Below are 25,600 nucleotides of genomic sequence, written 5' to 3' on the forward strand. Positions count from 1 at the left end.
ATTATAACGGATTAATATGAATTAAAAATTCCTAAGGAACAAAAAATGAATCTCGGTGCGTTAGTGTCAGAAAGCCGCAATCCTCAGACTATGGATCTTGATGCGTTATCCACGCTTGAGTTGGTTCATCGTTTTAATCAACAGGATACGCTGGTAGCCGCTGCTGTAAAAGCAACTCTGACTGAAGTTGCGCTTGCGGTCGATGCGGCGGCTGACGCGTTAAAAGCGGGTGGACGGATTATCTACATGGGGGCGGGCACCAGCGGGCGTCTTGGTGTACTGGATGCGTCTGAGTGCCCACCGACTTTTGGTGTACCACATGGACGGGTTGTTGGCCTGATTGCCGGTGGTTCGGGGGCATTGCTGAAGGCCGTTGAAGGTGCAGAAGATAACCCGCAACTGGGTGAAGATGATCTTCGTTCGCTCAACCTTACGGTACAGGATTTAGTGGTTGGTCTGGCGGCATCCGGGCGTACACCCTATGTGATTGGCGGCTTGCAATATGCTCGTTCCGTAGGCTGCACCACGGTGGCGATTTCCTGTAATCCGGATTCCCCCATTGCGCGTGAAGCGGACATCGCCATATCACCGGTTGTTGGCCCGGAGGCCCTGACAGGCTCAACGCGACTGAAGTCCGGTACTGCGCAAAAACTGGTGCTTAATATGATTTCTACCGGTGCAATGGTGAAATTTGGCAAGGTATATCAGAACCTGATGGTGGATATGAAAGCGACCAACGTTAAGCTGGTAGACCGGGCGTGTCGCATGGTCGTGGAAGCCACCGGTATTGCGTATGACCAGGCGCAAGCTCTGCTGAAACAGACCGATTTTGATGTTAAGCCCGCCATTTTGATGGCTCTAACTGGTCTCGATGCTACTTCAGCCCGGGAAAAACTGGCTGCACATCAGGGTTTTTTACGCGCGGCGTTAGAACACTAAGAGGCTGATATGGATAAAACGGCGGTGCTTGCCAGCGATATTCTGCTGGGTGTGGGCGGAGAGAAAAATATTCTGCGCCTGGAAAACTGTATGACGCGCGTCAGAGTGGAAGTACAGGATGACGCTCAGCTCGATATTTCCCGACTCAAGCAACTGCCGGGCGTTAGCGGCTACGTGAAGCAGGGGGCGCAGCACCAGATTATTGTTGGTCCGGGCAAAGCCGCGAAAGTGGTCGATGCCATGCGTTCCCTGATTGCCGATGGCGGCGAACGTTCCAATGTGGGGGATATTGAGCGGACAAAATCAGAGGCCAAAGCGAAGTACAAAGCGCCGATGAGTGACGCGCTGCGTAAACTGGCTAACGTTTTTATCCCGCTTATTCCGGCGTTTATCGCCTCCGGTTTGATTACCGGTATCATTAACATCCTCAAACGTCCGGACATCGTGGGGGACTTGGCTACCCACTATCCGAATATGTTGGGACTGTTAGGCATTTTCGGTAGCGCCGTGTTTGCCATTATGAACATCCTTGTCGGGGTGAATACTGCCAAAGTATTTGGTGGTTCGCTGGCGATGGGGGGCGTGATGGCCGGCATTCTCTCCAGCCCGCAACTGGCGCAAATTACCTTGTTTGGCGAGGCCTTGCAGCCGGGACGCGGTGGGGTGATCGCGGTGCTGCTGGTGGTAGCGCTAATGTGCTGGATTGAGCGTAAATTCCGCGAAGTGCTGCCGGAGTCTCTTGAACTGATCCTTAATCCACTACTGACCACTCTTATTACCGGGACCATCGCCATTGTGGCGCTGCAACCGCTTGGTGGCTGGATAGCCGAATCCATTGCCCATGGCGCTTCCTGGGCTATCGATCGCGGTGGCTTCCTGGTGGGTGCGGTGCTGGCAGGCACCTTTCTGCCACTGGTTCTTACCGGACTCCATCAGGGATTGGTCCCTATCCATGTAGAGCTGGTACAGGCGCACGGGTATAACGCACTCTTTCCTATTCTGGCGATGGCGGGAGTGGGGCAAATCGGTGCGGCTATTGCGGTACTGATGAAAACCCGTAACGCACGGCTGAAAAAAGTGATTAAAAGCGCGCTACCGGTCGGATTGCTGGGTATTGGCGAACCGCTGATTTTTGGTGTGACATTGCCATTAGGCAAGCCGTTTATCGGTGCCTGTCTCGGTGGTGCAGTTGGTGGGGCGCTGATCAGCTACTGGAAGGTGGCGACGGTCATCACCTTTGGCATCTCGGGATTGCCGTTGGCACTGACGATTGTTGCCGGAAAAGTGATGTTCTATCTGTTAGGCTATCTGGTAGCGGTAATTGCCGGGTTCCTGTTTACTTGGCTATTGGGGTTCAACGATCCAGAGGAATAAGGTTTGACCAGTCACCAGCGTCGCGTTGTTTTTTTTGATTTGGATGGCACGTTACACCAGCAGGATATGTTCGGCAGTTTCTTACGTTTTCTGTTGCGTCGCCAACCGCTAAATGCGTTGCTGGTGTTGCCTCTGTTGCCGATTATTGCGCTGGCAATGTTAATTAAAGGGCGCGCTGCCCGCTGGCCCATGAGCCTGCTCTTGTGGGGCTGTACTTTTGGTCGCAGTGAAACGCGCCTGAAGGCACATCAGGCCGATTTTGTGCGCTGGTTTCGCGGTCATGTGACGGCATTTCCTGTTGTGCAGCAGCGTCTGACGACGTACTTGTTAAGCTCCGATGCTGATATTTGGCTTATCACCGGTTCCCCGCAGTCGCTGGTAGAGCAGGTTTACTTCGATACGCCGTGGCTGCCGCGTGTTAATCTGATCGCCAGTCAAATGGCGCGTGGATACGGTGGCTGGGTATTGCCGTTACGCTGCCTGGGACATGAAAAAGTGGCGCAACTGGAACAGCAGATTGGCGCGCCGTTGCATCTATACAGCGGTTACAGCGACAGTAAGCAGGACAATCCACTACTCTCTTTTTGCCAGCATCGCTGGCGCGTCACGCCGCGCGGGGAACTGCAACAACTCGAATAGCGAACGCGCATGCAATTTGGAGTATGACGGGTATAATGCGTCCGCTTTTTATTACTGGAGTTACCCCTTTGTCTGATGTTGAATTTAGCCACGAATACTGGATGCACCACGCTTTAACGTTAGCTAAGCGCGCCTGGGATGAGCGTGAAGTCCCGGTGGGTGCAGTATTGGTCCTCAACAACCGCGTTATTGGCGAAGGCTGGAATCGGCCGATTGGCCATCATGATCCTACTGCCCACGCTGAAATCATGGCGTTGCGTCAGGGCGGTCTGGTGCTACAAAACTACCGTCTGCTGGATGCAACGTTGTATGTCACACTGGAACCGTGCGTCATGTGTGCTGGTGCGATGGTGCACAGCCGTATTGGCCGGGTAGTTTTTGGTGCGCGCGATGCGAAAACGGGGGCGGCGGGTTCGTTAATGGACGTACTGCATCATCCAGGCATGAACCATCGGGTTGACGTGACTGAAGGCGTGTTACGCGATGAATGCGCCACGTTGCTCAGCGATTTTTTCCGTATGCGTCGTCAGGAAATTAAAGCCCTGAAAAAATCCTCCAACGTGTGAATACCGATCTGATTGCCTGAGGGTGTTGCGCTAATTCCCTTCAAAGACTACTTCTGCTCTTTTTTCTGCGTCGAAAATAGCAGAGAAGGGGAGTGCGACAGATAGCTTGATGAGGTCTGAGACAGGAATGCCGCCAGCGGAAACTTCTCCTCGCCTAACAGTTCTGTAGGTGATACCGCCGGGTAATCCTGTGCCAGTCGCTGTGTTTCAATCGCCTGCTTTTCTTTCTCTTGCAGGTATCCCACCAGACTTATCTGATACTTACGGATATTTTCCACATAGGCGTAGGCCTCGTGACCGCGCGCATAGCCATAGGTCAGCTTGTTGTAATACGGCTTTTGACTGAGCAGCGGCAGACGTTGTTTTACATCAGACCAACTGTTCGGGTTGCCTTTGGTTTTTACCGTCAGCGCCCGCGCATCCAGCATATGTGCGTAGCCCATATTGTAAGCGGCGAGTGCAAACCAGATACGTTCTCCTTCGGGCACGGTATCCGGCACTTTACTCATCATATCCTGTAAGTAGCGTGCGCCACCGCTGATGCTCTGTTCGGCATCGGTACGGTCAGTGAGCCCAAGGCTCTGGGCAGTATTTTTGGTCAGCATCATCAGACCGCGTACACCGGTCGGGGAGGTTGCCTGCGCGTCCCAGTGTGATTCCTGGTAAGAGATTGCCGCGAGCAGTCGCCAGTCTATTTCCTGCGCATATTTCTCAAAAAGTGGCTTCAGATCCGGTAACACGCTATCAACCGCACGCAGGAAGGTGCGGGTATCAACATAGTCAAAATCATCGCCATGCCCAAGGTACTTTTCTTCCAGCCGCGCAAGCGAGCCGTCTTCATTCATGGTATTGAAGAAATCCAGCAGGGCAGCGGACAGCGTATTGTCATCGTCCAGACGGCTGAACCAGGTCACCGGCTGTTCGTCGGAGACATCCAGCGCGACGGCCAGCTCAGGGTGTACACGCTGGTACAGGCTGATGGCGACGGAATCCGCGATGGTATAGTCCAGCTTACCGGCGATGACATCATCAAGCAGTTCAGTGGTGCCCTTTTTCTCATCAACTTTCCAGCTCAGGTCCGGATATTTTTTTTCTTTTAACTGCTGGAGGTCGTTTATCACCACGTGTCCCGGGGCGATGGTCAGCTGATTTTCGGTCACACTGGCAAGGCTGCGAGGGCGATATTGCCCAACCCGATACACCAGTTGTTGCGATACGGAATAGTAGGTCGGACCCGGCTGATAATTTTTAACGCGCTCACTGTTATACACCAGACCCGCGGCTAACAGATCGGCATTCCCGTTATCCAGGTCGTCAAAAAGCTGGCTGATGTTCTGGCGTACGGTGATTTTCAGCTTCACACCCAGGTAGTTGGCGAAGGCTTTGGTCAGTTCGTAATCCAGTCCAAACTTTTTCCCATTAAGCGTGGCGTAAGTGAGCGGCGAGTCGATGGTACTGACGCGCAGCTCTCCCCGCGACTGAATGGCGGCGATACGATTGTCGGCTTTACCGAACCAGGGGATGGATGGCCAGAGGGCCGCTGCCAACAACAGCGTCAAAATACCGATGAACAGATAATTAATCTTTAATTTTTTCAATTAGTTAATTCTCTGAACCGTACGTTGTCTCTGCGTGCTGTGGTATTGATTAAGAAGTGAATTAGTCATTAATGAGCGGCATTTTGCTTAAACTTGCGTCAGTTGGCAACTTATTCAGAAAACAGACCGCATTTGATGATAAGACAAGGTCGTGATTTTATTTCGACGCAAACGGTTTCGTCGGCGCGGTAGATTCTTTATAATGACGCCCGTTTCCCCCACTTGGGCACACCGAAAGCTTAGAAGACGAGAGACTTATGATGGAAATTCTGCGTGGTTCACCTGCACTGTCTGCATTCCGTATTAACAAACTGCTGGCACGTTTTCAGGCTGCCAACCTCCAGGTCCACAATATTTACGCCGAGTACGTCCATTTTGCCGATCTGAATGCACCATTGAATGAGGACGAGCGCGCGCAACTTGCACGTCTGCTGAAATATGGTCCTGCTCTTCACAGTCATGCCCCTGAAGGCAAACTGCTGCTGGTCACGCCTCGCCCGGGTACCATCTCCCCGTGGTCTTCTAAAGCGACTGATATTGCCCATAACTGCGGCCTGCAACAGATTAGCCGCCTGGAACGTGGCATTGCCTGGTATGTTGAGGCCTCCACGCTGACTGCTGAGCAGTGGCTGACGGTTGCCAATATTCTGCATGACCGCATGATGGAAACGGTTTTCTCTGCGCTGAGCGATGCTGAAAAACTGTTTGTTCATCACCAGCCTGCGCCGGTTTCCAGCGTTGACCTGCTGGGTGAAGGACGCCAGGCGTTAATTGACGCTAACCTGCGTCTGGGGCTGGCGCTGGCAGAGGATGAAATCGACTATCTGCAAGATGCGTTCACCAAACTGGGACGCAACCCGAACGATATCGAACTGTACATGTTTGCACAGGCCAACTCCGAGCACTGCCGCCATAAAATTTTTAATGCCGACTGGGTGATCGACGGTAAGCAGCAGCCGAAATCGCTGTTCAAGATGATCAAAAACACCTTCGAAACCACACCAGATCACGTCCTGTCTGCCTATAAAGATAACGCAGCGGTGATGGAAGGTTCTGAAGTGGGTCGCTACTTTGCTGACCACCAGACCGGTCGCTACGATTTCCATCAGGAGCCTGCTCATATCCTGATGAAGGTTGAAACCCATAACCACCCGACGGCGATCTCGCCGTGGCCGGGCGCTGCAACAGGTTCTGGCGGTGAAATTCGTGATGAAGGCGCAACCGGGCGCGGTGCGAAACCGAAAGCCGGGCTGGTGGGTTTCTCGGTCTCTAACCTGCGTATCCCGGGCTTTGAACAGCCATGGGAAGAAGATTTTGGCAAGCCGGACCGTATTGTCACCGCACTGGATATTATGACCGAAGGTCCACTGGGTGGTGCTGCGTTTAACAACGAATTTGGTCGTCCTGCGCTGACGGGCTACTTCCGCACCTATGAAGAGAAAGTGAACAGCCATAATGGTGAAGAGCTGCGCGGTTATCACAAGCCGATCATGTTGGCGGGTGGGATCGGCAATATCCGTGAAGATCACGTGCAGAAAGGCGAGATCGTGGTGGGTGCCAAGCTGATCGTCCTCGGCGGTCCGGCGATGAACATCGGCCTGGGCGGTGGTGCGGCATCATCTATGGCTTCCGGCCAGTCTGATGCCGATCTTGATTTCGCTTCTGTACAGCGCGACAACCCGGAAATGGAGCGTCGCTGCCAGGAAGTTATCGACCGTTGCTGGCAGATGGGGGACGCTAACCCGATCCTGTTCATCCACGATGTTGGTGCGGGTGGCCTGTCTAATGCCATGCCGGAGCTGGTCAGTGACGGCGGACGCGGCGGCAAATTCCAGTTGCGCGATATCCTGAGTGATGAACCGGGTATGAGCCCGCTGGAAATCTGGTGTAACGAATCTCAGGAGCGCTATGTGCTGGCGGTGGCCGCCGATCAACTGCCGCTGTTTGATGAACTGTGTAAGCGCGAGCGTGCCCCCTATGCGGTGATTGGTGAAGCCATCGAAGAACAACACCTGACGTTGAGCGATAGCCACTTCGACAACCAGCCGATTGACATGCCGCTGGACGTTCTGCTGGGTAAAACGCCGAAAATGGCCCGCGACGTACAAACGCTGAAAGCCAAAGGCGAGCTGCTGACACGTGAGCATATTACGATTGCTGACGCGGTAAACCGTGTGCTGCACCTGCCGACCGTAGCAGAGAAAACCTTCCTCGTTACCATCGGCGACCGTACTGTCACCGGGATGGTGGCGCGTGACCAGATGGTTGGTCCGTGGCAGATCCCGGTAGCGAACTGTGCGGTCACTACCGCCAGTCTGGATAGCTACTATGGCGAAGCGATGTCTATCGGTGAACGCGCACCTGTCGCGCTGCTGGACTTTTCCGCCTCTGCGCGTCTGGCCGTCGGTGAAGCGCTAACCAATATTGCGGCCACGCAGATTGGCGATATCAAACGCATCAAATTGTCAGCAAACTGGATGGCGGCTGCTGGCCATCCCGGTGAAGATGCCGGGCTGTACGAAGCGGTAAAAGCTGTCGGGGAAGAGTTATGTCCGGCGCTTGGCCTGACTATCCCGGTGGGTAAAGACTCCATGTCGATGAAAACCCGCTGGCAGGAAGGTAACGAGCAGCGTGAAATGACCTCCCCGCTGTCACTGGTGATCACTGCCTTTGCTCGCGTGGAAGACGTGCGCCATACAATCACGCCGCAACTGTCTACTGAAGACAATGCGCTGTTGCTGATTGATCTTGGCCTTGGTCACAATGCGCTGGGTGCGACATCGCTGGCACAGGTATACCGTCAACTGGGCGACAAACCTGCCGATGTGCGCGATGTAACGCAGTTGAAAGGCTTCTACGACGCCATTCAGGCGTTGGTCGCACAACGTAAGCTGCTGGCTTACCATGATCGCTCCGACGGCGGTCTGCTGGTTACGCTGGCAGAAATGGCCTTTACCGGTCACTGCGGCGTTGAAGCAGATATCGGTACTCTGGGCGATGATCATCTGGCGGCGCTGTTTAATGAAGAGCTGGGGGCTGTCATTCAGGTTCGCGCTGCTGACCGTGACGCGGTAGAAGCAATTCTGGCGGCGAACGGTCTGGCTGATTGCGTACATTACCTCGGCCAGGCGGTAGCCGGCTATCGTTTCACCCTGACCGCCCAAGGTCAGCCGGTGTTTAGCGAAAGCCGTACTACCCTGCGTATGTGGTGGGCGGAAACAACCTGGCAGATGCAGCGTCTGCGTGATAACCCGGAATGTGCCGATCAGGAACACAACGCTAAAACCAACGATGCCGATCCTGGCCTCAACGTTAAACTGTCGTTTGACATCAACGAAGATATTGCGGCTCCGTATATCGCTACCGGTGCACGTCCAAAAGTAGCCGTGCTGCGCGAACAGGGCGTTAACTCCCACGTAGAAATGGCGGCGGCTTTCCACCGTGCGGGTTTTGACGCTATCGACGTGCATATGAGCGATCTGCTGGGCGGTCGTATTGGTCTGGGTAACTTCCAGGCGCTGGTGGCCTGTGGTGGCTTCTCTTACGGTGATGTGCTTGGCGCAGGCGAAGGTTGGGCGAAGTCGATTCTGTTCAACAATCGGGTACGTGATGAGTTCGAAACCTTCTTCCATCGCCCGCAAACGCTGGCACTCGGCGTGTGTAACGGTTGTCAGATGATGTCTAACCTGCGCGAGCTGATCCCTGGAAGCGACCTGTGGCCACGCTTTGTGCGTAACCACTCCGATCGCTTTGAAGCGCGTTTCAGCCTGGTCGAAGTGACACAAAGCCCGTCTCTGCTGCTGCAGGGTATGGTGGGGTCACAGATGCCAATTGCGGTTTCTCACGGTGAAGGTCGTGTGGAAGTGCGTGACGATGCGCATTTGGCTGGGCTGGAGAGTAAAGGGCTGGTGGCGCTGCGCTACGTTGATAACTACGGTAAGGTGACCGAAACCTATCCGGCTAACCCGAACGGTTCTCCAAACGGTATCACTGCTGTTACCACTGAAAATGGTCGCGTAACGATTATGATGCCACACCCGGAACGTGTATTCCGTACCGTGAGCAACTCCTGGCACCCGGAAAACTGGGGCGAGGACAGCCCGTGGATGCGCATCTTCCGTAATGCGCGTAAACAGCTCGGTTAATCTGGTCGAACATCATGAAGCCCCTCTCGAGGGGCTTTTTTGTCGCCAGATACAGAGCGCCTGATGGCACTGCGCTTATCAGGCCTACGGGGAAGAGCGCTTGTAGACCGGATAAGGCATTTACGCCGCCATCCGACTGCCTGATGGCACTGCGCTTATCAGGCCTACGGGGAGGGGCACTTGTAGGCCGGATAAGGCATTTACTTCGCCATCCGACTGCCAGATGACACTGCGCTTATCAGGCCTACGGGGAAGAGCGTTTGTAGGCCGGATAAGGCATTTACTTCGCCATCCGACTGCCTGATGGCACTGCGCTTATCAGGCCTACGGGGAAGGGCACTTGTAGGCCGGATAAGGCGTTTACGCCGCCATCCGGCAATAAACTCAGCGCTTATGCCGCAAAATTAAAGTGTCGGGAAATCCCGACATTGTCAGGGTTGACTTGTCGCCAAAAAGAGACACTTAATAACTTGATCTATAATGATTTTATTTTTAAGTGCAGCGAGTGTTGCTTATTAGCGACAGAGTGCACAAAAAACACTCAATCCTTATTTTTACACAATTATTCATATTTCTTATATTTATCATTGTGTTAATAAAGTGTTTTGAATATTGGCACAGATGCTGCATAATATTAACCAGTGGCTCATTCACCTTCTTATGTCAGCCCCTTCGGGACGTGCTACATAAACTTCGAATGACGCACAACAAGGTGCCTGCCGTCCAACATCTGATATTAGCGAAGCTCATATCAACCTTCGGGCGAAACGTCGAGTTAGGCACCGCCTTATTCCATAACAAAGCCGGGTTAATCCCGGCTTTGTTGTATCTGACGTTCCCCTCAGTTAGCATCGTCTTATTCCCGTCCATTGAGAGTAACGCCTTGAAGCGCTGGTCTGTTTTCCCTCGATCCTTACGTCAGCTGGTGACACTGGCATTTTTGCTGATCCTGCTCCCTTTGCTCGTACTGGCCTGGCAAGCGTGGCAGAGCCTGAACGCCCTGAGCGCTCAGGCGGCGCTGACTAACAGAACCACGCTCATTGATGCCCGACGCAGCGAGGCGATGACCAATGCCGCGCTGGAGATGGAGCGTAGCTACCGACAGTATTGTGTGCTGGATGATCCGACGCTGGCAAAGGTTTACCAGAGCCAGCGTAAGCGTTATAGCGACATGCTGGACGCGCATGCGGGCGTTTTACCGGACAACAAGCTCTACCAGGCGTTACGGCAGGATCTCAACGATCTCGCCCAACTGCAGTGTAATAACAGCGGTCCTGACAGCCAGGCGGCAGCCCGTCTGGAAGCCTTCGCTAATGCGAATACCGACATGGTGCAGGCCACCCGTACCGTGGTCTTCTCGCGCGGTCAGCAGTTACAACAAGAAATTGCCGAACGTGGTCAGTTCTTTGGCTGGCAGGCGCTGGTACTGTTTCTCGTTAGTCTGGCGATGGTACTGCTGTTTACCCGTATGATTATCGGCCCGGTGAAGGGTATTGAACGGATGATTAATCGTCTGGGGGAAGGTCGCTCACTGGGCGATAGCGTATTGTTTACAGGCCCCCGGGAACTGCGTTCCGTTGGCCAGCGCATAATCTGGTTGAGCGAGCGCCTTTCCTGGCTTGAGTCACAGCGACATCAGTTTTTACGCCATCTCTCACATGAACTGAAAACGCCGCTGGCAAGTATGCGTGAAGGCACGGAGTTGCTGGCCGATCAGGTAGTTGGACCGCTCACTCCCGAGCAAAAAGAGGTGGTCGGTATTCTGGATGACAGTAGCCGTAATCTACAAAAGCTGATTGAGCAATTGCTTGATTACAACCGCAAGCTGGCGGATGACGAAGTAGAACTTGAGCGCGTAGAAATCGCGCCGTTGGTGGAAAGTGTTGTTTCAGCACATAGCCTGCCCGCTCGCGCCAAAATGATACATACTGATGTTGCGCTGGCGGCGAACGCTTGTCTGGCCGAGCCCATGCTGTTAATGAGCGTGCTGGACAATCTTTATTCCAATGCGGTGCACTATGGCGCTGAATCCGGTAACATTTGGATCCGCAGCAGTTTGCATGGCTCGACGGTATACATTGATGTCATAAATACCGGCACACCGATTCCAGAAGCAGAACAGGCGATGATCTTCGAACCTTTTTTCCAGGGTAGCCATCAGCGAAAAGGGGCAGTCAAAGGAAGCGGGTTGGGACTGAGTATCGCCAGAGACTGTATCCGCCGTATGCGGGGAAAACTGTATCTGGTTGATGAGCATGCGCAAAGCGTTTGTTTCCGCATAGAACTGCCGCTATCTGCATCGAAAAACCACTAAAATGAACCTAAGTCTGGTGAGTATGCCACACGTTGTTGCCCGAATGCTTAAACGAGATTTTATTCGCCGCGTCTTACTCGCAAGTCTGCCATGCCTGGCGCTGGTCGGCTGCGTTCCCAACGCGGTGAATCACATTATCGGCGATCCTTCGCAGGAGAAAATCCCGCCGCATCAACTCGCTGATTACCTTGCCACCGAATGTACGGATATCTGGTCGCTGTCGGGCCAGTCCACAGATACCAACCCGCTCTACTGGTTGCGAACCATGGATTGTGCCGATCGCCTGATGCCTGTTCAGGCACGCAGTGAAGCCAGTACCCAACTCACGGATACCTGGCAGGGTGCTTTTAAGCGTGGGATCCTGCTTGATGGCGCCCACATTACACCGCCTGAAAGGCGTGAAATAATGACCCGTCTGGATGCGCTAAGCCCGCAAATTCCGGCCCAGGTACGTCCGCTTTATCAGGTCTGGCGCAGTAGTCAAACGCTGCAGTTACAGCTTGCAGAAGAACGTATGCGCTACAGTAAACTTCAGCAGTCATCTGACAGCGATCTTGATGCGCTGCGCCAACAGCAACAGAATTTGCAGAGCCAGCTCGATCTCACCACCCGTAAGCTGGAAAACCTGACCGATATTGAACGACAACTGTCCACCCGTAAACCTGCCGGCAGCTACAATCCCGATGCGTTGCACGGTACTGATAAGCTCACGACGCCTGATGATGGGGAGGTCACGCCATGATAAGCCGCAAGCCCGCGCATCTGCTGCTCGTCGATGACGATCCGGGGCTGTTGAAATTGCTCGGTATGCGGCTGACCAGTGAAGGTTACAGCGTCGTAACTGCAGAAAGTGGGCAGGAAGGATTACGGGTACTGAATCGTGAAAAAGTGGATCTGGTCATTAGCGACCTGCGCATGGATGAAATGGACGGCATGCAGCTGTTCACTGAAATCCAGAAAGTGCAGCCGGGGATGCCGGTCATTATCCTGACTGCGCACGGCTCTATTCCCGATGCTGTCGCGGCAACGCAGCAGGGCGTTTTCAGCTTTCTCACCAAGCCGGTCGATAAAGACGCGCTATACAAAGCGATTGACGGTGCGCTGGAACAGTCCGCGCCTGCTACTGATGATAGCTGGCGCGAATCAATTGTTACCCGTAGCCCGTTAATGCTGCGTTTGTTAGAACAGGCGCGGATGGTCGCGCAATCGGATGTCAGCGTATTGATCAACGGGCAGAGCGGCACCGGGAAAGAGGTGTTTGCCCAGGCGATTCACAACGCCAGTCCGCGCAGCCACAAGCCCTTTATCGCCATAAACTGCGGGGCGTTGCCGGAACAACTGCTGGAATCAGAGCTTTTTGGTCATGCGCGCGGTGCCTTTACCGGAGCGGTGAGTAATCGTGAAGGTCTGTTTCAGGCCGCAGAAGGTGGGACGTTATTTCTCGACGAAATAGGCGATATGCCCGCGCCGTTACAGGTTAAATTGCTGCGCGTATTGCAGGAGCGTAAAGTTCGTCCGCTCGGTAGCAATCGTGATATCGACATTGATGTGCGGATTGTTTCTGCAACACACCGCGACCTGCCCAAAGCCATGGCGCGGGGCGAATTTCGTGAGGATCTCTATTACCGTCTCAACGTGGTAAGTCTGAAGATCCCGGCGCTGGCCGAGCGTACAGAAGATATACCACTGCTGGCAAACCATCTGCTGCGTCAGTCAGCCGAACGGCACAAACCGTTTGTCCGTGCTTTTTCGACTGATGCGATGAAACGTTTAATGACCGCCAGTTGGCCGGGCAACGTGCGTCAGTTGGTCAACGTGATTGAACAGTGCGTGGCGTTAACCTCTTCGCCGGTGATCAGTGACGCGCTGGTAGAGCAGGCGCTGGAAGGTGAAAATACGGCGCTGCCAACCTTTGTTGAAGCGCGTAATCAGTTTGAGCTCAACTACTTGCGTAAGCTGCTGCAAATCACCAAAGGTAATGTTACCCATGCTGCACGAATGGCGGGACGCAATCGTACAGAATTCTACAAGTTGCTCTCTCGTCATGAACTTGATGCAAACGATTTCAAAGAATAAATCTGCGGATTATGTTAGCTTTATTTGATCAAAAGACAGGCGACCTTTTCAAGGAATAGCATGAAAAAGATTGATGCGATTATTAAACCCTTCAAGCTGGACGATGTCCGCGAAGCGCTGGCAGAAGTCGGCATTACCGGTATGACGGTGACAGAAGTGAAGGGGTTTGGCCGTCAGAAAGGCCACACCGAGTTGTACCGTGGCGCGGAATATATGGTGGATTTTCTGCCGAAGGTAAAAATTGAAATCGTGGTTACCGACGATATTGTTGATACCTGTGTCGACACGATTATTCGTACTGCCCAGACCGGCAAAATCGGCGACGGTAAGATTTTTGTCTTCGATGTGGCGCGTGTTATTCGTATCCGTACTGGCGAAGAAGACGACGCGGCAATCTAAGCCGCGCCGTTAATTTGTAGGCCTGATAAGCGTAGTGCATCAGGCAGAGTGATTGCCGGATGACGGCGTATACGCCTTATCCGGCCTACTCACTGACTTAATTACAAGACTTTATGTGGGCCGAAGCATTCGTAATGAATGTTTTCGTTTTTCACACCCAGACCGACCAGTTGCTTTGCAGCAAATTGCATAAAGCCAACCGGGCCGCACAGGTAGAACTGCATCGCCGGGTCACTGATAGCGCCTTCCAGTTTGTTCAGATCCATCAGCCCAACACTGTCAAACGTACCTTTCGCGCGATCGGCTTCGGTTGGCTCACGATACCAGGTGTGTGCGCTAAAGCGTGGCAGCGTTTTGCCTAGTTCATTCACTTCATCGGCAAAGGCATGCACGTCGCCGTTTTCAGCCGCGTGGAACCAGTTAACCTGCGCGGTATGATTCGCTTTTGCCAGCGTGTCCAGCATGGCCAGCATTGGGGTCTGACCGACGCCTGCGGAAATCAGAGACACAGGAGTATCGGTGGCGACATCCATAAAGAAATCGCCAGCAGGTGCAGCTAAATGAACAACGTCACCCACATTTGCGTGGTTGTGCAACCAGGTTGAGACCTGACCACCTTCTTCACGCTTAACGGCAATACGGTAGCCTTTGCCGTTCGGTTTGCGGGTCAATGAGTACTGACGAATCTCCTGATGTGGGAAGCCTTCTGGCTTCAGCCAAACGCCCAGATACTGCCCCGGATGGTATTCTGCGACCGCACCGCCGTCGACCGGTTCAAACTCAAAGCTGGTGATTAACGCGCTACGCGGGGTTTTGGCCACGATGCGGAAAGGACGGGTGCCTTCCCAGCCGCCATTTTTGCTGGCATTTTCGCTGTAGATTTGCGCCTCACGGTTGATAAAGACGTTAGCCAGCACCCCATACGCTTTGCCCCACGCATCCAGCACTTCCTGGCCTGGGCTGAACATTTCATCCAGCGTTGCCAACAGATGACCACCCACGATGTTGTACTGCTCGGGTTTAATCTGGAAGCTGGTATGCTTCTGGGCGATTTTCTCGACCGCTGGCAGTAGCGCTGGCAGGTTTTCGATATTGCTGGCATACGCGGCAATGGCGTTAAACAAAGCTTCGCGCTGATCGCCATTACGCTGGTTACTCATGTTGAAAATTTCTTTCAGCTCTGGGTTATGCGTAAACATGCGATCGTAGAAATGAGCGGTCAGTTTCGGACCTGTTTCAACCAGCAAGGGAATGGTGGCTTTCACTGTAGCGATGGTTTGTGCGTCAAGCATACGGTCTTCCTTTATCTGAGACTTTAATGATGTATGTCAAATACATCTTATAAAAAATACCCCTGCATTGTAAATGGTTCTTTGTAACTTTGCGTTGTAAAGGTTACAACGTGAAAAATCTGCATCACAAACCTGAAAAGAAATCCGTTGAAATTCAGCAGAGCTTTGTTCCAAAAAGCCTTGTGTACCGCGAAGGTAATCGTTTGCGTAAAATCCTTTGTCAAGACCTGTTATCGAAGAATGATTCGGTTATACTGTTGGCCGAAGTCCTAGGGACAACCTTTTTAGGCCGAAATTCTATTGTTAGCTGAGTCAGGAGATGCGGATGTTAAAGCGTGAAATGAACATTGCCGATTATGATGCCGAACTGTGGCAGGCTATGGAGCAGGAAAAAGTACGTCAGGAAGAGCACATCGAACTGATCGCCTCCGAAAACTACACCAGCCCGCGCGTGATGCAGGCACAGGGTTCTCAGCTGACCAACAAATACGCTGAAGGTTATCCGGGCAAGCGCTACTACGGTGGTTGCGAATACGTTGATATCGTTGAGCAACTGGCGATCGACCGCGCGAAAGAGCTGTTTGGCGCTGATTACGCTAACGTCCAACCGCACTCTGGCTCTCAGGCTAACTTCGCTGTTTATACCGCACTGCTGCAACCGGGTGATACCGTTCTGGGTATGAACCTGGCGCAAGGCGGCCACCTGACTCACGGCTCCCCGGTAAACTTCTCCGGCAAACTGTACAACATCATTCCTTACGGTATTGATGAGTCCGGTAAAATTGACTACGAAGACATGGCTAAGCAGGCCAAAGAGCACAAACCGAAGATGATCATCGGCGGCTTCTCTGCTTATTCCGGTGTGGTTGACTGGGCAAAAATGCGCGAAATCGCTGACAGCATCGGCGCATATCTGTTTGTTGACATGGCGCACGTTGCGGGTCTGATTGCCGCAGGCGTTTATCCGAACCCGGTTCCACACGCACACGTTGTGACCACCACCACCCACAAAACCCTGGCGGGTCCGCGTGGCGGTCTGATCCTGGCGAAAGGCGGTGACGAAGAGCTGTACAAAAAACTGAACTCCGCGGTGTTCCCAAGTGCGCAGGGCGGCCCGCTGATGCATGTTATCGCGGCAAAAGCGGTAGCGCTGAAAGAAGCGATGGAGCCAGAGTTCAAAGTTTACCAGCAGCAGGTTGCTAAAAACGCCAAAGCGATGGTGGAAGTGTTCCTGAACCGTGGTTATAAAGTGGTTTCTGGCGGTACTGAAAACCACCTGTTCCTGCTGGATCTGGTTGATAAAAACCTGACTGGTAAAGAAGCTGACGCCGCGCTGGGCCGTGCTAACATCACCGTTAACAAAAACAGCGTGCCGAACGATCCGAAGAGCCCGTTTGTGACTTCTGGTATCCGCATTGGTTCTCCGGCTGTGACTCGTCGTGGCTTTAAAGAAGCAGAAGTGAAAGAACTGGCTGGCTGGATGTGTGACGTTCTGGACAACATCAATGACGAAGCTGTTATTGAGCGTGTGAAAGGTAAAGTGCTGGATATCTGTGCACGCTTCCCGGTTTACGCGTAAGTAATACGGATTGCCGGATGGCGGTGTAAACACCTTACCCGGCCTACATATGAGTGATTTGTAGGCCGGATAAACGCAGCATCCTCCGGCCGTTATATCGACTTAAGCACGATTGCTTCATCGACTAAAGCCGCCATTGGCGGCTTTTTCCTGGCCTGAATCCATTTCCTCAATAAACGTATTTCTCGTCCCTGATTCAACGTTACTGCGCCGACTATCACGCCATCCTGCAGGTTAAACCATATCGCTTTCTGCGCATCAGCATCACCGCGTACAAGCCAGCTATCTCCCTGCATTTCGCCAATAAACTGCAAATTATCCTGGTATTGGTCAGTCCAGAACCAGCCAGGTGTCTTCTCCGGCAACGGTAAATTGAGCATTGCGGCAGCGGCAATTTGTGCCTGGATATTGGCATTTTCCCAGCTTTCGACACGCGCCAACGAACCGTCGGGCTGACACGTCAGTGCCACGTCGCCGGCAGCAAAAATCGCCGGATCGGAGGTGGTACAAGCGGTATCAACGATAATGCCGTTCGCCGTCTCCAGTCCTGCATCGCGGGCCAGTGCGTCATTCGCCACGATACCAATTCCGTAGATCACCGCATCGGCAGTGACGCTTTCACCATTTTGCAGCGTCAGGGTAAGTAACTCACCGCTTTCGACGTGCTCGATGGTGCTGTTGAGCCGTACCTGCACACCCGCCTGTTGGTGGCGTGCTAGCAGATAGTCACGCACTGGGGCAGGCGCATTGCGGCCCATCACCGTTGGAGCCTGCTCCACTACCGTTACCCGGCAGCCGCGCTGGGTCGCACTGGCCGCCAGTTCCAGACCAATGGTGCCCGCCCCGATAATCACAATCGATTTACCGGGGAGTAATGCATCTCGCAGACGAGTCGCGTCGTTTGCGTGGCGCAGGGTAAAGCAGCGATCGCCCAGTTTATCCAGCAGTGGAAGAGGGCGGGCAGCCGCTCCCGTGGCAATCAGTAGCTGATCCCACGGATAAACCTGGCCGTCAGCCAGCTCGAGCTGATGTGTCTGGCGACCAAGCATCTGGATAGTCACGTTCAGATGCAGATGAACATTATTTTCCTGCCACCAGGCCGCGTTGAGTACCGGCTGTAGCTGCGGGGTGTCGTCCAGCAGCATGGCTTTGGACAATGGAGGGCGTTCGTACGGCAGATGCGGCTCATTGGAGAACAGATGTATCTCGCCGTCAAACCCTTGCTGGCGCAGTGCTATCGCCGCCATCGCTGCGGCCTGTCCACCGCCGACGATAGCAATAATTTTGTTGTGCATAACGCCTCCTCAGAGATCCAGCCCGGCGGCAACGTGGCGAATACCGCGAATACCCAGGCCAGCATCGGCATTGATCATCACGCCGCTCAACGTACGGTTGTTGCGCTTTGATGCCAGCATCACGTATGGACCGGTAAAATCTGCCGGATCAGGGAAAAACTGCAGCGGCAGGATAGCGGCGATTTTTTCCGGCGTCAGTGATTGCATAATTGATGTATCGTTCTGACCCAACGCCTGCGGCCCGCGTAGGTCGGTTGCCATACCGCACGGCCCTACGCCGTTGACACGAACTTTCGGTGCTAATTCGTAGGCTAACTGACGAATGAGTCCAGTTGCGGCGTGCTTGCTTGCGGTATACAACGGGCCGCCGCCGCCGGGATACCATGCGGCATTGGAAAGGGTAAAAATGATACTGCCTTCGCTGGCAATAAGTGCCGGTGCGCAGGCTTTCGCACCCAGCAGATAGCCCAGCACGTTAACGTTGAACAACTCATGAAAGCCGCTTTCCAGCGCCTCGGCGGAGGTACTGATCAGCGAAGCATTATGATCCCAAATCCCGGCATTACCGATAAAGCAGTCCAGCTTGCCGAACGTCGTGAGGATCTGATCCACCGCCCGCTGATAGTCGGCATAACAGGTGACATTCCCTTCTACCGCCAGCACGTGTTCGCCAAAGTGCTGGCGCAAGCTGGCGACCTTGGCTGTCGACAGTTCCAGCGTGGCAACTTTTGCACCTTCTTCGATAAAGCGTTCGACCAGAGCCAGACCGAGGCCAGAACCACCGCCAGTAATAAAGATGATGTTGTCGCGTAAATCGCTCATCAGGCCCCTCCGGGAATATCAACAAACACATCACTACCTTCCACATACACGGCATAGGTAGTCAGCGGATCGGTGGCGGGCAGGCATAGCGCTTTGCCGGTTTTCAGACAAAAACTGGCCGCATGCAGCGGGCATTCCACGGTGGCATCGTCTTCCAGATAACCTTCCGACATCGAGGCATTGCCGTGGCTGCAGCGATCGTTAATGGCATAAAACTCGCCGCCGACGTTAAACAGCGCGATGACGGGCGACGTGTCGAGCCGGAGAGCTTCACCCTCCGGCAAATCCCCTACGGGGCAGGCATAAATACGGCTCATCAGAACAGGACACTCAGGTTATGGGAGGTGATCACCGCCTGATCCAGCACGATCTCACGCTCCAGTAAACGCCACTCATCACCCGGCAGACGACGGACTTTGTCTACGCGCATGCCAACGTAAAAGGTTTCATCTCGCTCTTTTTGCGCGCGGTACAGCAGGTAGTTAAGGCGCACCGCGAACACGTCGGGTTGGCCCGTTTCGCTGATCTGCAGGTTGCTGATCAGATGACGAGTGCGCGATGGCGGCTCTTCCGCCCAGGCCATACCGGTTTCGAGGCGGGCGATCCGGCGCTCAAGCTGATCTTTGTTGTCATTGAAAATCCACGTCGTCGGCGGCTGCACGCCTTTGCGACGATCGCGGGTCTGGGCATTGACTGTGGTACGCATGGTGTAGCGAATGTCGTCGTCCAGTTGTGCCAGCCAGTCGCGAAACTTCCAGTCATCCAGCAGGCTGGCCTCATGGTAGAGAAACTGCGCAATGCGATGATGAAGCTCCAGGGAGACTAAGGTACTCATTTCATCACCTCCTGCTGGTAAGCGGCGGTTTTCTCATGCACTTCCTGCCAGCTTTCGCTACTGAGCAGATCGGCCCAACGCTGGTACATGCCGCGCGCGGCGGTTTCTGAGAAGATGTAGTTGGTGATCCCCGGAATACCGTCTTCACGGCGTTTTTCCTGGCCCAATCCCATCTCCAGACACAGTTTGGTATTGCGCGCCCGGTGGCCTTTCAGCAGCTTTTGAATTTCACACCAGTTTTCTGAATCATCCTGCTCAAGGAACCCAGCCGGGCCGAAGGCACGGGTAGCGCTGTTTTCAAATGCCGCTTTGACGTCATCTGACGCGGCCTTATCGGTAATACAAAATGCCCACACTTCTACCTGATCGGGTCCACGTGGATGCCAGACACGCAGCGTGGCAGTACCGTTTAGCCATGACAGCGTTGGGAAGATATTGTTATGGCCCGCCAGTCGCAGAGCGCGAACTTTGCCCAGCCGCTGTTCGGCCTCTGCATAGGTATCGCGATAGTAGCTGGAGACTTCACCGTCGACCCAGACGTTGGCATCGGGTTTCTCGGTAAAGAAAAATCCGCTGCCGTGACCGTCCTGACCGAATTGCAGCGCATCTTTGGCGGTTTCCCACACCGGACGGGCGGTTTGTCCGTCCCCCAGGCGTTTATCACTGCCGTCATCTTTCGCGCCCAGTACCTGAACGGCAGAAGCATGGCTAAACAGGGCGTGATATTGATCGCTGGCAAACTGCTCGGCGGGGAATTTCCAGTTACAGTCAATAGTCCACTTTTGTACACCACCGACGATTTCAGTGCCGCCTTCGCGACGGTCAAGCACGCCGTCCAGATACCAGGCGATGTCGCCGAGATAATCGCGTAGTGCAGGCGCACTGGTGTCCCAGTTGCCGAAGATCAGCCCCTTGTAGCTCTCCACGCCGGGTACTTCGTTCAGGCCCCAATGAGATTTGCACAACCCTTGTGGGTAAGCGCGTGGCTCCAGCGGGACATCGATGAGCTCGCCGTTAATACCGTATGACCAGCCGTGATATGGGCAGGTAAAGGCACGGGTGTTACCGCAGTCGGCGTAACTGACCCGCATTGCGCGGTGGCGGCATTGGTTGAGAAAGGCTTTGATGCTGCCGTCTTTCTGACGCACCACCACGACCGCATCCTCGCCCATGTAGGTGTTAAAAAAGTCACCCGGTTTTGGAATTTGGCTTTCGTGCGCGAGGAATAACCAGCAGCGTCCGAAGATCCGTTCCAGCTCCAGTTGGTAAATTTCAGGGTCGGTATAAATCCGTGGCGTTACGCGACCGTTTTGGGTATCAATCAGTTGGTAGATGTCTAAATTTGAGGGTGTGGTCATATTTTTTAATCCTGAAAGCTAAGATGTATTGACCTTCTTTTTTTGTGCCATAAGGATGTTGCTGGTTAGTTATCAATCTGTGAAATAGTAAATTTCTACCAGTTGAGACATTTTTTCGATAACAAGGAGAAGGGCATGGAACTGAGGCACTTACGCTATTTTGTCGCGGTGGCGCAGGCGCTGAATTTCACCCGTGCGGCAGAAAAGCTGCATACCTCTCAGCCGTCGTTGAGCAGCCAGATCCGCGATCTGGAGGCCTGTGTGGGTGTTCCGTTGCTGGTACGCGATAAGCGAAAAGTGGCTCTGACAGCGGCGGGAGAGTGCTTTTTACAGGATGCGCTGGCTATCCTCGAACAGGCGGAGAGCGCGAAAATTCGCGCCCGTAAAACGGTGCAGGAAGATAAGCATTTTACAATTGGTTTTGTTCCTTCAGCAGAGGTAAATCTGCTGCCTAAGGTGCTGCCTTTGTTTCGTTTAAAACAACCGGATACACACATTGAATTGGTGAGTCTGATAACTACGGAACAGGAAGAGAAGATCCTGCGTGGGGAGCTGGATGTGGGCTTAATGCGCCATCCGGTTTACAGCCCGGAACTGGACTATCTGGAACTTTTCCATGAGCCGCTGGTGGTGGTGCTACCGACTAACCATCCGTTAGCCAGTGAAAAGGCAATATCGGCACAGCAACTGAACGGTGTAAATTTTGTCAGCACCGATCCTGCTTATTCCGGTGCGTTAGCGATGATTGTCAAAAACTGGTTCCAGCAGCAAAAAAGCCAGCCCAATATTGTACAGATGGCTACCAATATTCTGGTGACCATGAACCTGGTCGGTATGGGACTGGGGGTAACTTTGATACCCGGTTATATGAATAATTTTAATACCGGTCAGGTGGTTTTCCGGCCAATTGTCGGCGATATCCCGACCATTTCACTGCTGATGGCGTGGAAAAAGGGGACGATAAAACCCGCGCTTGCTGATTTTATCGCCACGGTACAGGAACGTTTAGCGGTGAGTCTGACGGAGTAATCGTTACTGTTCGCTCAGTTGTGATTCCACATACAGATAGCCAATCCCCATCAGCGGCTCAACGTTGGCTATTCGGGCTGGAGTGGGCGGGCCGTCATTCAACGCGATGTGATAAAGGTCACGATTTTAGCGCAAACTCCATGGTTGATGCTGTTCAGAATGTCGGGTGAGTCGTTCTTGTGTCTTGAGCCGCAGACGCATCCGGTAAAAGCCCACCACATGCAGGGACAGCCGGGATTGCAGGTTCTGGCTCAGGGGGAACGTTGCCATTTTTCGCTGCAAATTTGTATCGAATAGGGCGAAAATCATGTTATTTGTCTGTTAATGCTCTCTTGCGCCAGCCTGCGTTTGTCGCCAGACTATCGCCTCCAAACGGGAGGGATTCATGGCTCTGCATTCCACGCGCTGGCTGGCGCTCAGTTATTTCACCTATTTCTTTAGCTACGGTATTTTTCTGCCTTTCTGGAGCGTCTGGCTCGAAGGGTTGGGGCTGACGCCGGAAACCATTGGTGTGCTGCTGGGCGCTGGGCTGATTGCTCGTTTTCTGGGGAGTTTGCTGATTGCGCCACGCGTGAGCGATCCCTCTCGCCTGATCTCTGCTTTGCGTATCCTGGCGCTCCTGACGCTGGTCTTTGCGCTGGCTTTCTGGGCGGGCACTAACGTGGCGTGGCTGATGGTGGTGATGGTCGGTTTTAACCTGTTTTTCTCACCGCTGGTGCCGCTGACCGACGCGCTGGCCAACACCTGGCAAAAACAAATAACCATGGATTATGGTCGGGTGCGCCTGTGGGGGTCCGTGGCATTTGTCATCGGCTCCGCGCTAACCGGTAAACTGGTGAGCCTGTTTGATTACCGGATGATCCTTGTACTGTTGTCGCTTGGGGTCGCGTCGATGCTGCTGGGGATGATGATCCGCCCGAGCGTTCAGCCTGCGGGGGAAAACCGTCAGCAGGAGAGTGCGGGATGGCCGGCCTGGCGCACGTTGATAGCCCAAAGCTGGCGTTTTCTCGCCTGCGTAAGCCTGCTGCAAGGGGCTCATGCGGCCTATTACGGTTTTAGTGCCCTCTACTGGCAGTCGGCTGGATATTCTGCCTCGGCGGTAGGGTACTTATGGTCGCTCGGTGTGGTGGCGGAAGTGATTATTTTTGCGCTCAGCCACAAGCTATTCCGTCGCTTTAGCGCTCGCGATCTGCTGCTGCTCTCTGCCGTTTGCGGTGTGGTGCGTTGGGGATTGATGGGCTGGAGTACCGAACTACCGTGGCTGATTGTGGTGCAGATCCTGCATTGCGGCACATTTACCGTCTGTCACCTGGCGGCGATGCGCTATATCGCGACGCGGCAGGGCAGCGAAGTCATTCGTTTGCAGGCGGTTTATTCCGCGGTGGCGATGGGAGGGAGTATCGCCATCATGACCGTGTTCGCCGGCTACCTGTATCAAAATCTGGGCAGTGGCGTATTCTGGGTGATGGCGCTGGTGGCGCTTCCCGCGATTGTCTTGCGACCAAAAGTGGTGGCGCAACCAGCGGCATCATGATTCGAGGATTTTGCGGATCTGTTGCTGCTGATGTTGCGTAAGCGCCAGGTCCGCATGAATCAACGGTGGTGAAAACAGCGGTAGCGGCGTGGTGTACGGTGTAATAATCAGCGCCACACCACGCGGTGAACCTTCTTTTTGAAAGTCCTGCATTGGCATATGCTTTACATTGAGCGGCAGCAGCGTCAGTTCCCGCAGCTGTTGCTCTATATGTGCCTCACGTTGTTCGTTATTGCCGGTCAGCAGGATTATCTGCTTCTCGTGTAAATCCTTTTCCTGCATCAGCCAGGCACCGAAAATGACCGCCACCAGCCCAGTCTCTTCCTCGGAAAAACGCACATCGTATTCCTCTTCGAATCCGTGTAACGCTTCACGCGTGGTGCGTACTAACCGGGGATACAGCCTACTGAACTCTTCCGGCAGGGTGTTATCAATACCAATGGCGAACAGACTGCGGTTCAGTGCTTGAGCCAGATGTACATACAGTTGGTCATTTAGCCCCTGTTCATCGCTGAAGCGGACGTTGCCATATTCACGAAAACGCAGCACCAACCGGGCAATCTCAAGGCGCAGACGACGATCCTGTTGGTGGTTATCACGAATCGGGTCGGGGATGCGGATCATCGAAAACAGCAGCGCCATAAACAGCGATTCCCCCAGCGGCGCACTCTGCATAACGTGCCGTTGCCAGTGGCGGCCTATTTCCTCAGCGAGTGGGTATTCGGCACAAGCTTGCGCCCAGCGTTGTTGCAGAGGATTAAACTCCGGGGTGATCCCTGCGTGATGCTGTAGCAGGCAGTACTGTAAATAAAGCCGCAGGAACTGGATATCACGGCACTCAAACGGCTTCTGCAAGCGTCGGGAACACAGGTTGATCAGCGCATGCAGATTGGTGTCGTCATACAGCGTTCGCGCAATACCACGTTGCTTAAGTTCCATTTTTAACGCCGGGGTAAACTGCTGGGCAATAAATGTTGGACAAATCCGCAGGCCACGGCGCAGCCACTGTAACAGGCACAGACGCTGATTGAGCGGGGTTCCTTCTATTGCATAATGTCCATTATGAGCGGTGGTAATGGCGAGTCGGTGATAGCGCTGGATTTCGAGTCCGGCACCGATAATATCTTCCCGAACCGTGGCATCATCGACCCCGTTCAGCGTGCTGAAAGTCTGCGCAGTGGCAACTTGCCCTGGCAGGAAAAGCGTCAGAAGCACCTGACAACGGCGCTGGGGAGCGGATAGTACAGATGGCGGGGCAAGCGTTGACATCATCTGTAGGATCTCCCGTAAGTATGTTTGATAAGAATAGCTAAAGTTTGCTTATTGAAATGGAGAATGGAATGCTTTCCGCCAGGAATGCTGGAGAGCGTCACAGAATTTTTAACGTGCGGAACAGATAGCGGTAGTTGAACGCAGCGCGTTAATCCGCTTTTTCACTGTTTTATCTTTTGTTGAGATATAAAAAAATCGGCATTTTGCGCAATGACGTTATGTTAACGCTTCAGCATCAACATAGGTTGGTGGAGCATAATGAATATGTTTTTTCAGAGAAAGGTTCCGTTCACCTCATGTTCATCGCTTCTCTGTACACTGAACGCCAGTGAACGTGTTAAGGGTGCTATCGCCGCACCCTTAACAATCCCGGCTCCTGGCGGGAAAATTGCCGCTCCGCGGTTCCCTCCGCTTATTCCTCCAGGCTACCGGGCCGGGCGCGATGTAACGTCCCTGTAAAGCGCGCCCTGAGCCAGCATCCATGCTGGCTCTCCCGGCCTTACGGAAACACATCGGCAATTTTCAGCCGGACCA

General features: G+C 53.7%; 20 protein-coding genes and 2 pseudogenes. 14 read left to right on the forward strand and 8 right to left on the reverse strand.

Going from position 1 to position 25,600, the window contains the following annotated elements; all coding sequences use genetic code 11:
• The first annotated feature begins 45 nt into the window (after positions 1-45).
• The 4 genes from murQ to tadA are packed head-to-tail and all read left to right on the forward strand — an operon-like array spanning position 46 to position 3,518.
• Positions 46-939 carry an N-acetylmuramic acid 6-phosphate etherase gene (murQ, locus tag NNO08_RS20395; protein ID WP_271457460.1) on the forward strand — a complete coding sequence of 298 codons (894 nt, stop codon included), beginning with the start codon at positions 46-48 and terminating at the stop codon, positions 937-939.
• Between the two features lie 9 nt (positions 940-948).
• Complete coding sequence (locus NNO08_RS20400; protein WP_271457461.1) at positions 949-2,313, forward strand: PTS transporter subunit EIIC; 1,365 nt, start codon at positions 949-951, stop codon at positions 2,311-2,313.
• 3 nt (positions 2,314-2,316) lie between these two features.
• Positions 2,317-2,952 carry a phosphatidylglycerophosphatase C gene (yfhb, locus tag NNO08_RS20405; protein WP_271440668.1) on the forward strand — a complete coding sequence of 212 codons (636 nt, stop codon included), beginning with the start codon at positions 2,317-2,319 and terminating at the stop codon, positions 2,950-2,952.
• A gap of 35 nt (positions 2,953-2,987) precedes the next feature.
• The gene (gene tadA, locus NNO08_RS20410; RefSeq protein ID WP_271457462.1) at positions 2,988-3,518 is read left to right on the forward strand and encodes a tRNA adenosine(34) deaminase TadA; all 531 of its coding nucleotides are present in this window, start codon (positions 2,988-2,990) and stop codon (positions 3,516-3,518) included.
• Positions 3,519-3,565: 47 nt separating this feature from the next.
• Here tadA and mltF read toward each other — a convergent pair whose 3' ends face one another.
• Positions 3,566-5,116 carry a membrane-bound lytic murein transglycosylase MltF gene (gene mltF / locus NNO08_RS20415; protein WP_271440670.1) on the reverse strand — a complete coding sequence of 517 codons (1,551 nt, stop codon included), beginning with the start codon at positions 5,114-5,116 and terminating at the stop codon, positions 3,566-3,568.
• 257 nt (positions 5,117-5,373) lie between these two features.
• Here mltF and purL point away from each other — a divergent pair, with 257 nt between their 5' ends.
• From purL to glnB, 6 genes and pseudogenes are all read left to right on the forward strand, one after another.
• A complete protein-coding gene (gene purL, locus NNO08_RS20420) occupies positions 5,374-9,261 on the forward strand; it encodes a phosphoribosylformylglycinamidine synthase (RefSeq protein ID WP_271457463.1) in 3,888 nt (1,295 codons plus the stop codon).
• 296 nt (positions 9,262-9,557) lie between these two features.
• A pseudogene (locus NNO08_RS23250) lies at positions 9,558-9,857 on the forward strand (hypothetical protein); the annotation flags it as partial.
• A 287-nt stretch (positions 9,858-10,144) separates the two neighbouring features.
• A complete protein-coding gene (gene qseE, locus NNO08_RS20425; RefSeq protein ID WP_271440708.1) occupies positions 10,145-11,575 on the forward strand; it encodes a two component system sensor histidine kinase QseE/GlrK in 1,431 nt (476 codons plus the stop codon).
• Positions 11,576-11,597: 22 nt separating this feature from the next.
• Positions 11,598-12,317 carry a two-component system QseEF-associated lipoprotein QseG gene (gene qseG / locus NNO08_RS20430; protein WP_271440709.1) on the forward strand — a complete coding sequence of 240 codons (720 nt, stop codon included), beginning with the start codon at positions 11,598-11,600 and terminating at the stop codon, positions 12,315-12,317.
• Complete coding sequence (gene glrR, locus NNO08_RS20435; RefSeq protein ID WP_305764056.1) at positions 12,317-13,651, forward strand: two-component system response regulator GlrR; 1,335 nt, start codon at positions 12,317-12,319, stop codon at positions 13,649-13,651. Before qseG ends, glrR begins: the two co-directional genes overlap by 1 nt.
• Positions 13,652-13,711: 60 nt before the next feature.
• Positions 13,712-14,050, forward strand: a complete 339-nt coding sequence (glnB, locus tag NNO08_RS20440; RefSeq protein WP_002914032.1) for a nitrogen regulatory protein P-II — start codon at positions 13,712-13,714, stop codon at positions 14,048-14,050.
• Positions 14,051-14,151: 101 nt separating this feature from the next.
• On the opposite strand, the gene hmpA is transcribed toward glnB, so the two are convergent.
• Complete coding sequence (gene hmpA, locus NNO08_RS20445; protein ID WP_271440672.1) at positions 14,152-15,342, reverse strand: NO-inducible flavohemoprotein; 1,191 nt, start codon at positions 15,340-15,342, stop codon at positions 14,152-14,154.
• 325 nt (positions 15,343-15,667) lie between these two features.
• Between hmpA and glyA the strand changes: the two genes are divergently transcribed.
• Positions 15,668-16,921 carry a serine hydroxymethyltransferase gene (gene glyA, locus NNO08_RS20450; protein ID WP_003835277.1) on the forward strand — a complete coding sequence of 418 codons (1,254 nt, stop codon included), beginning with the start codon at positions 15,668-15,670 and terminating at the stop codon, positions 16,919-16,921.
• A 92-nt stretch (positions 16,922-17,013) separates the two neighbouring features.
• On the opposite strand, the gene hcaD is transcribed toward glyA, so the two are convergent.
• The 5 genes from hcaD to hcaE are packed head-to-tail and all read right to left on the reverse strand — an operon-like array spanning position 17,014 to position 21,231.
• Positions 17,014-18,216: a phenylpropionate dioxygenase ferredoxin reductase subunit gene (gene hcaD / locus NNO08_RS20455; protein WP_271457464.1), complete on the reverse strand. Its 1,203-nt coding sequence runs from the start codon at positions 18,214-18,216 to the stop codon at positions 17,014-17,016.
• Between the two features lie 9 nt (positions 18,217-18,225).
• Positions 18,226-19,038: a 3-phenylpropionate-dihydrodiol/cinnamic acid-dihydrodiol dehydrogenase gene (hcaB, locus tag NNO08_RS20460; protein ID WP_271440674.1), complete on the reverse strand. Its 813-nt coding sequence runs from the start codon at positions 19,036-19,038 to the stop codon at positions 18,226-18,228.
• The gene (gene hcaC, locus NNO08_RS20465; protein ID WP_202038039.1) at positions 19,038-19,355 is read right to left on the reverse strand and encodes a 3-phenylpropionate/cinnamic acid dioxygenase ferredoxin subunit; all 318 of its coding nucleotides are present in this window, start codon (positions 19,353-19,355) and stop codon (positions 19,038-19,040) included. Before hcaC ends, hcaB begins: the two co-directional genes overlap by 1 nt.
• Positions 19,355-19,873: a 3-phenylpropionate/cinnamic acid dioxygenase subunit beta gene (hcaF, locus tag NNO08_RS20470; RefSeq protein ID WP_271440675.1), complete on the reverse strand. Its 519-nt coding sequence runs from the start codon at positions 19,871-19,873 to the stop codon at positions 19,355-19,357. The genes hcaC and hcaF overlap by 1 nt, the downstream gene beginning before the upstream one ends.
• On the reverse strand, positions 19,870-21,231 hold the full coding sequence (hcaE, locus tag NNO08_RS20475; RefSeq protein ID WP_271448628.1) for a 3-phenylpropionate/cinnamic acid dioxygenase subunit alpha: 1,362 nt from the start codon (positions 21,229-21,231) through the stop codon (positions 19,870-19,872). The genes hcaF and hcaE overlap by 4 nt, the downstream gene beginning before the upstream one ends.
• A 135-nt stretch (positions 21,232-21,366) precedes the next feature.
• On the opposite strand from hcaE, the gene hcaR reads away from it, so the two are divergent.
• The 3 genes and pseudogenes from hcaR (at position 21,367) to NNO08_RS20490 (ending at position 23,794) form a co-directional block, all read left to right on the forward strand.
• A complete protein-coding gene (hcaR, locus tag NNO08_RS20480) occupies positions 21,367-22,260 on the forward strand; it encodes a DNA-binding transcriptional regulator HcaR (RefSeq protein ID WP_271457465.1) in 894 nt (297 codons plus the stop codon).
• 57 nt (positions 22,261-22,317) lie between these two features.
• Positions 22,318-22,557, forward strand: a pseudogene (locus tag NNO08_RS20485) (aldose 1-epimerase); the annotation flags it as partial.
• Positions 22,558-22,645: 88 nt separating this feature from the next.
• Positions 22,646-23,794 (forward strand): 3-phenylpropionate MFS transporter, encoded by a 1,149-nt coding sequence (locus NNO08_RS20490; protein ID WP_271440678.1) that lies wholly within the window; start codon positions 22,646-22,648, stop codon positions 23,792-23,794.
• Here NNO08_RS20490 and csiE read toward each other — a convergent pair.
• Positions 23,789-25,066, reverse strand: coding sequence for a stationary phase inducible protein CsiE (gene csiE / locus NNO08_RS20495; protein WP_271455147.1), 1,278 nt, complete (start codon positions 25,064-25,066; stop codon positions 23,789-23,791). The genes NNO08_RS20490 and csiE overlap by 6 nt on opposite strands.
• Positions 25,067-25,600 lie beyond the last annotated feature (534 nt).

This window comes from Citrobacter sp. Igbk 17 (assembly GCF_028069775.1).
In the GTDB taxonomy this organism is placed as follows: domain Bacteria; phylum Pseudomonadota; class Gammaproteobacteria; order Enterobacterales; family Enterobacteriaceae; genus Citrobacter.

Coding starts and splice junctions, on each gene's coding strand:
- murQ (WP_271457460.1), top strand. CDS start 46: ATGAATCTCGGTGCGTTAGTGTCAGAAAGCCGCAATCCTCAGACTATG.
- NNO08_RS20400 (WP_271457461.1), top strand. CDS start 949: ATGGATAAAACGGCGGTGCTTGCCAGCGATATTCTGCTGGGTGTGGGC.
- tadA (WP_271457462.1), top strand. CDS start 2,988: ATGCGTCCGCTTTTTATTACTGGAGTTACCCCTTTGTCTGATGTTGAA.
- purL (WP_271457463.1), top strand. CDS start 5,374: ATGATGGAAATTCTGCGTGGTTCACCTGCACTGTCTGCATTCCGTATT.
- qseG (WP_271440709.1), top strand. CDS start 11,598: ATGCCACACGTTGTTGCCCGAATGCTTAAACGAGATTTTATTCGCCGC.
- glnB (WP_002914032.1), top strand. CDS start 13,712: ATGAAAAAGATTGATGCGATTATTAAACCCTTCAAGCTGGACGATGTC.
- hmpA (WP_271440672.1), bottom strand. CDS start 15,342: ATGCTTGACGCACAAACCATCGCTACAGTGAAAGCCACCATTCCCTTG.
- glyA (WP_003835277.1), top strand. CDS start 15,668: ATGTTAAAGCGTGAAATGAACATTGCCGATTATGATGCCGAACTGTGG.
- hcaD (WP_271457464.1), bottom strand. CDS start 18,216: ATGCACAACAAAATTATTGCTATCGTCGGCGGTGGACAGGCCGCAGCG.
- hcaB (WP_271440674.1), bottom strand. CDS start 19,038: ATGAGCGATTTACGCGACAACATCATCTTTATTACTGGCGGTGGTTCT.
- hcaC (WP_202038039.1), bottom strand. CDS start 19,355: ATGAGCCGTATTTATGCCTGCCCCGTAGGGGATTTGCCGGAGGGTGAA.
- hcaF (WP_271440675.1), bottom strand. CDS start 19,873: ATGAGTACCTTAGTCTCCCTGGAGCTTCATCATCGCATTGCGCAGTTT.
- hcaE (WP_271448628.1), bottom strand. CDS start 21,231: ATGACCACACCCTCAAATTTAGACATCTACCAACTGATTGATACCCAA.
- hcaR (WP_271457465.1), top strand. CDS start 21,367: ATGGAACTGAGGCACTTACGCTATTTTGTCGCGGTGGCGCAGGCGCTG.
- NNO08_RS20490 (WP_271440678.1), top strand. CDS start 22,646: ATGGCTCTGCATTCCACGCGCTGGCTGGCGCTCAGTTATTTCACCTAT.
- csiE (WP_271455147.1), bottom strand. CDS start 25,066: ATGATGTCAACGCTTGCCCCGCCATCTGTACTATCCGCTCCCCAGCGC.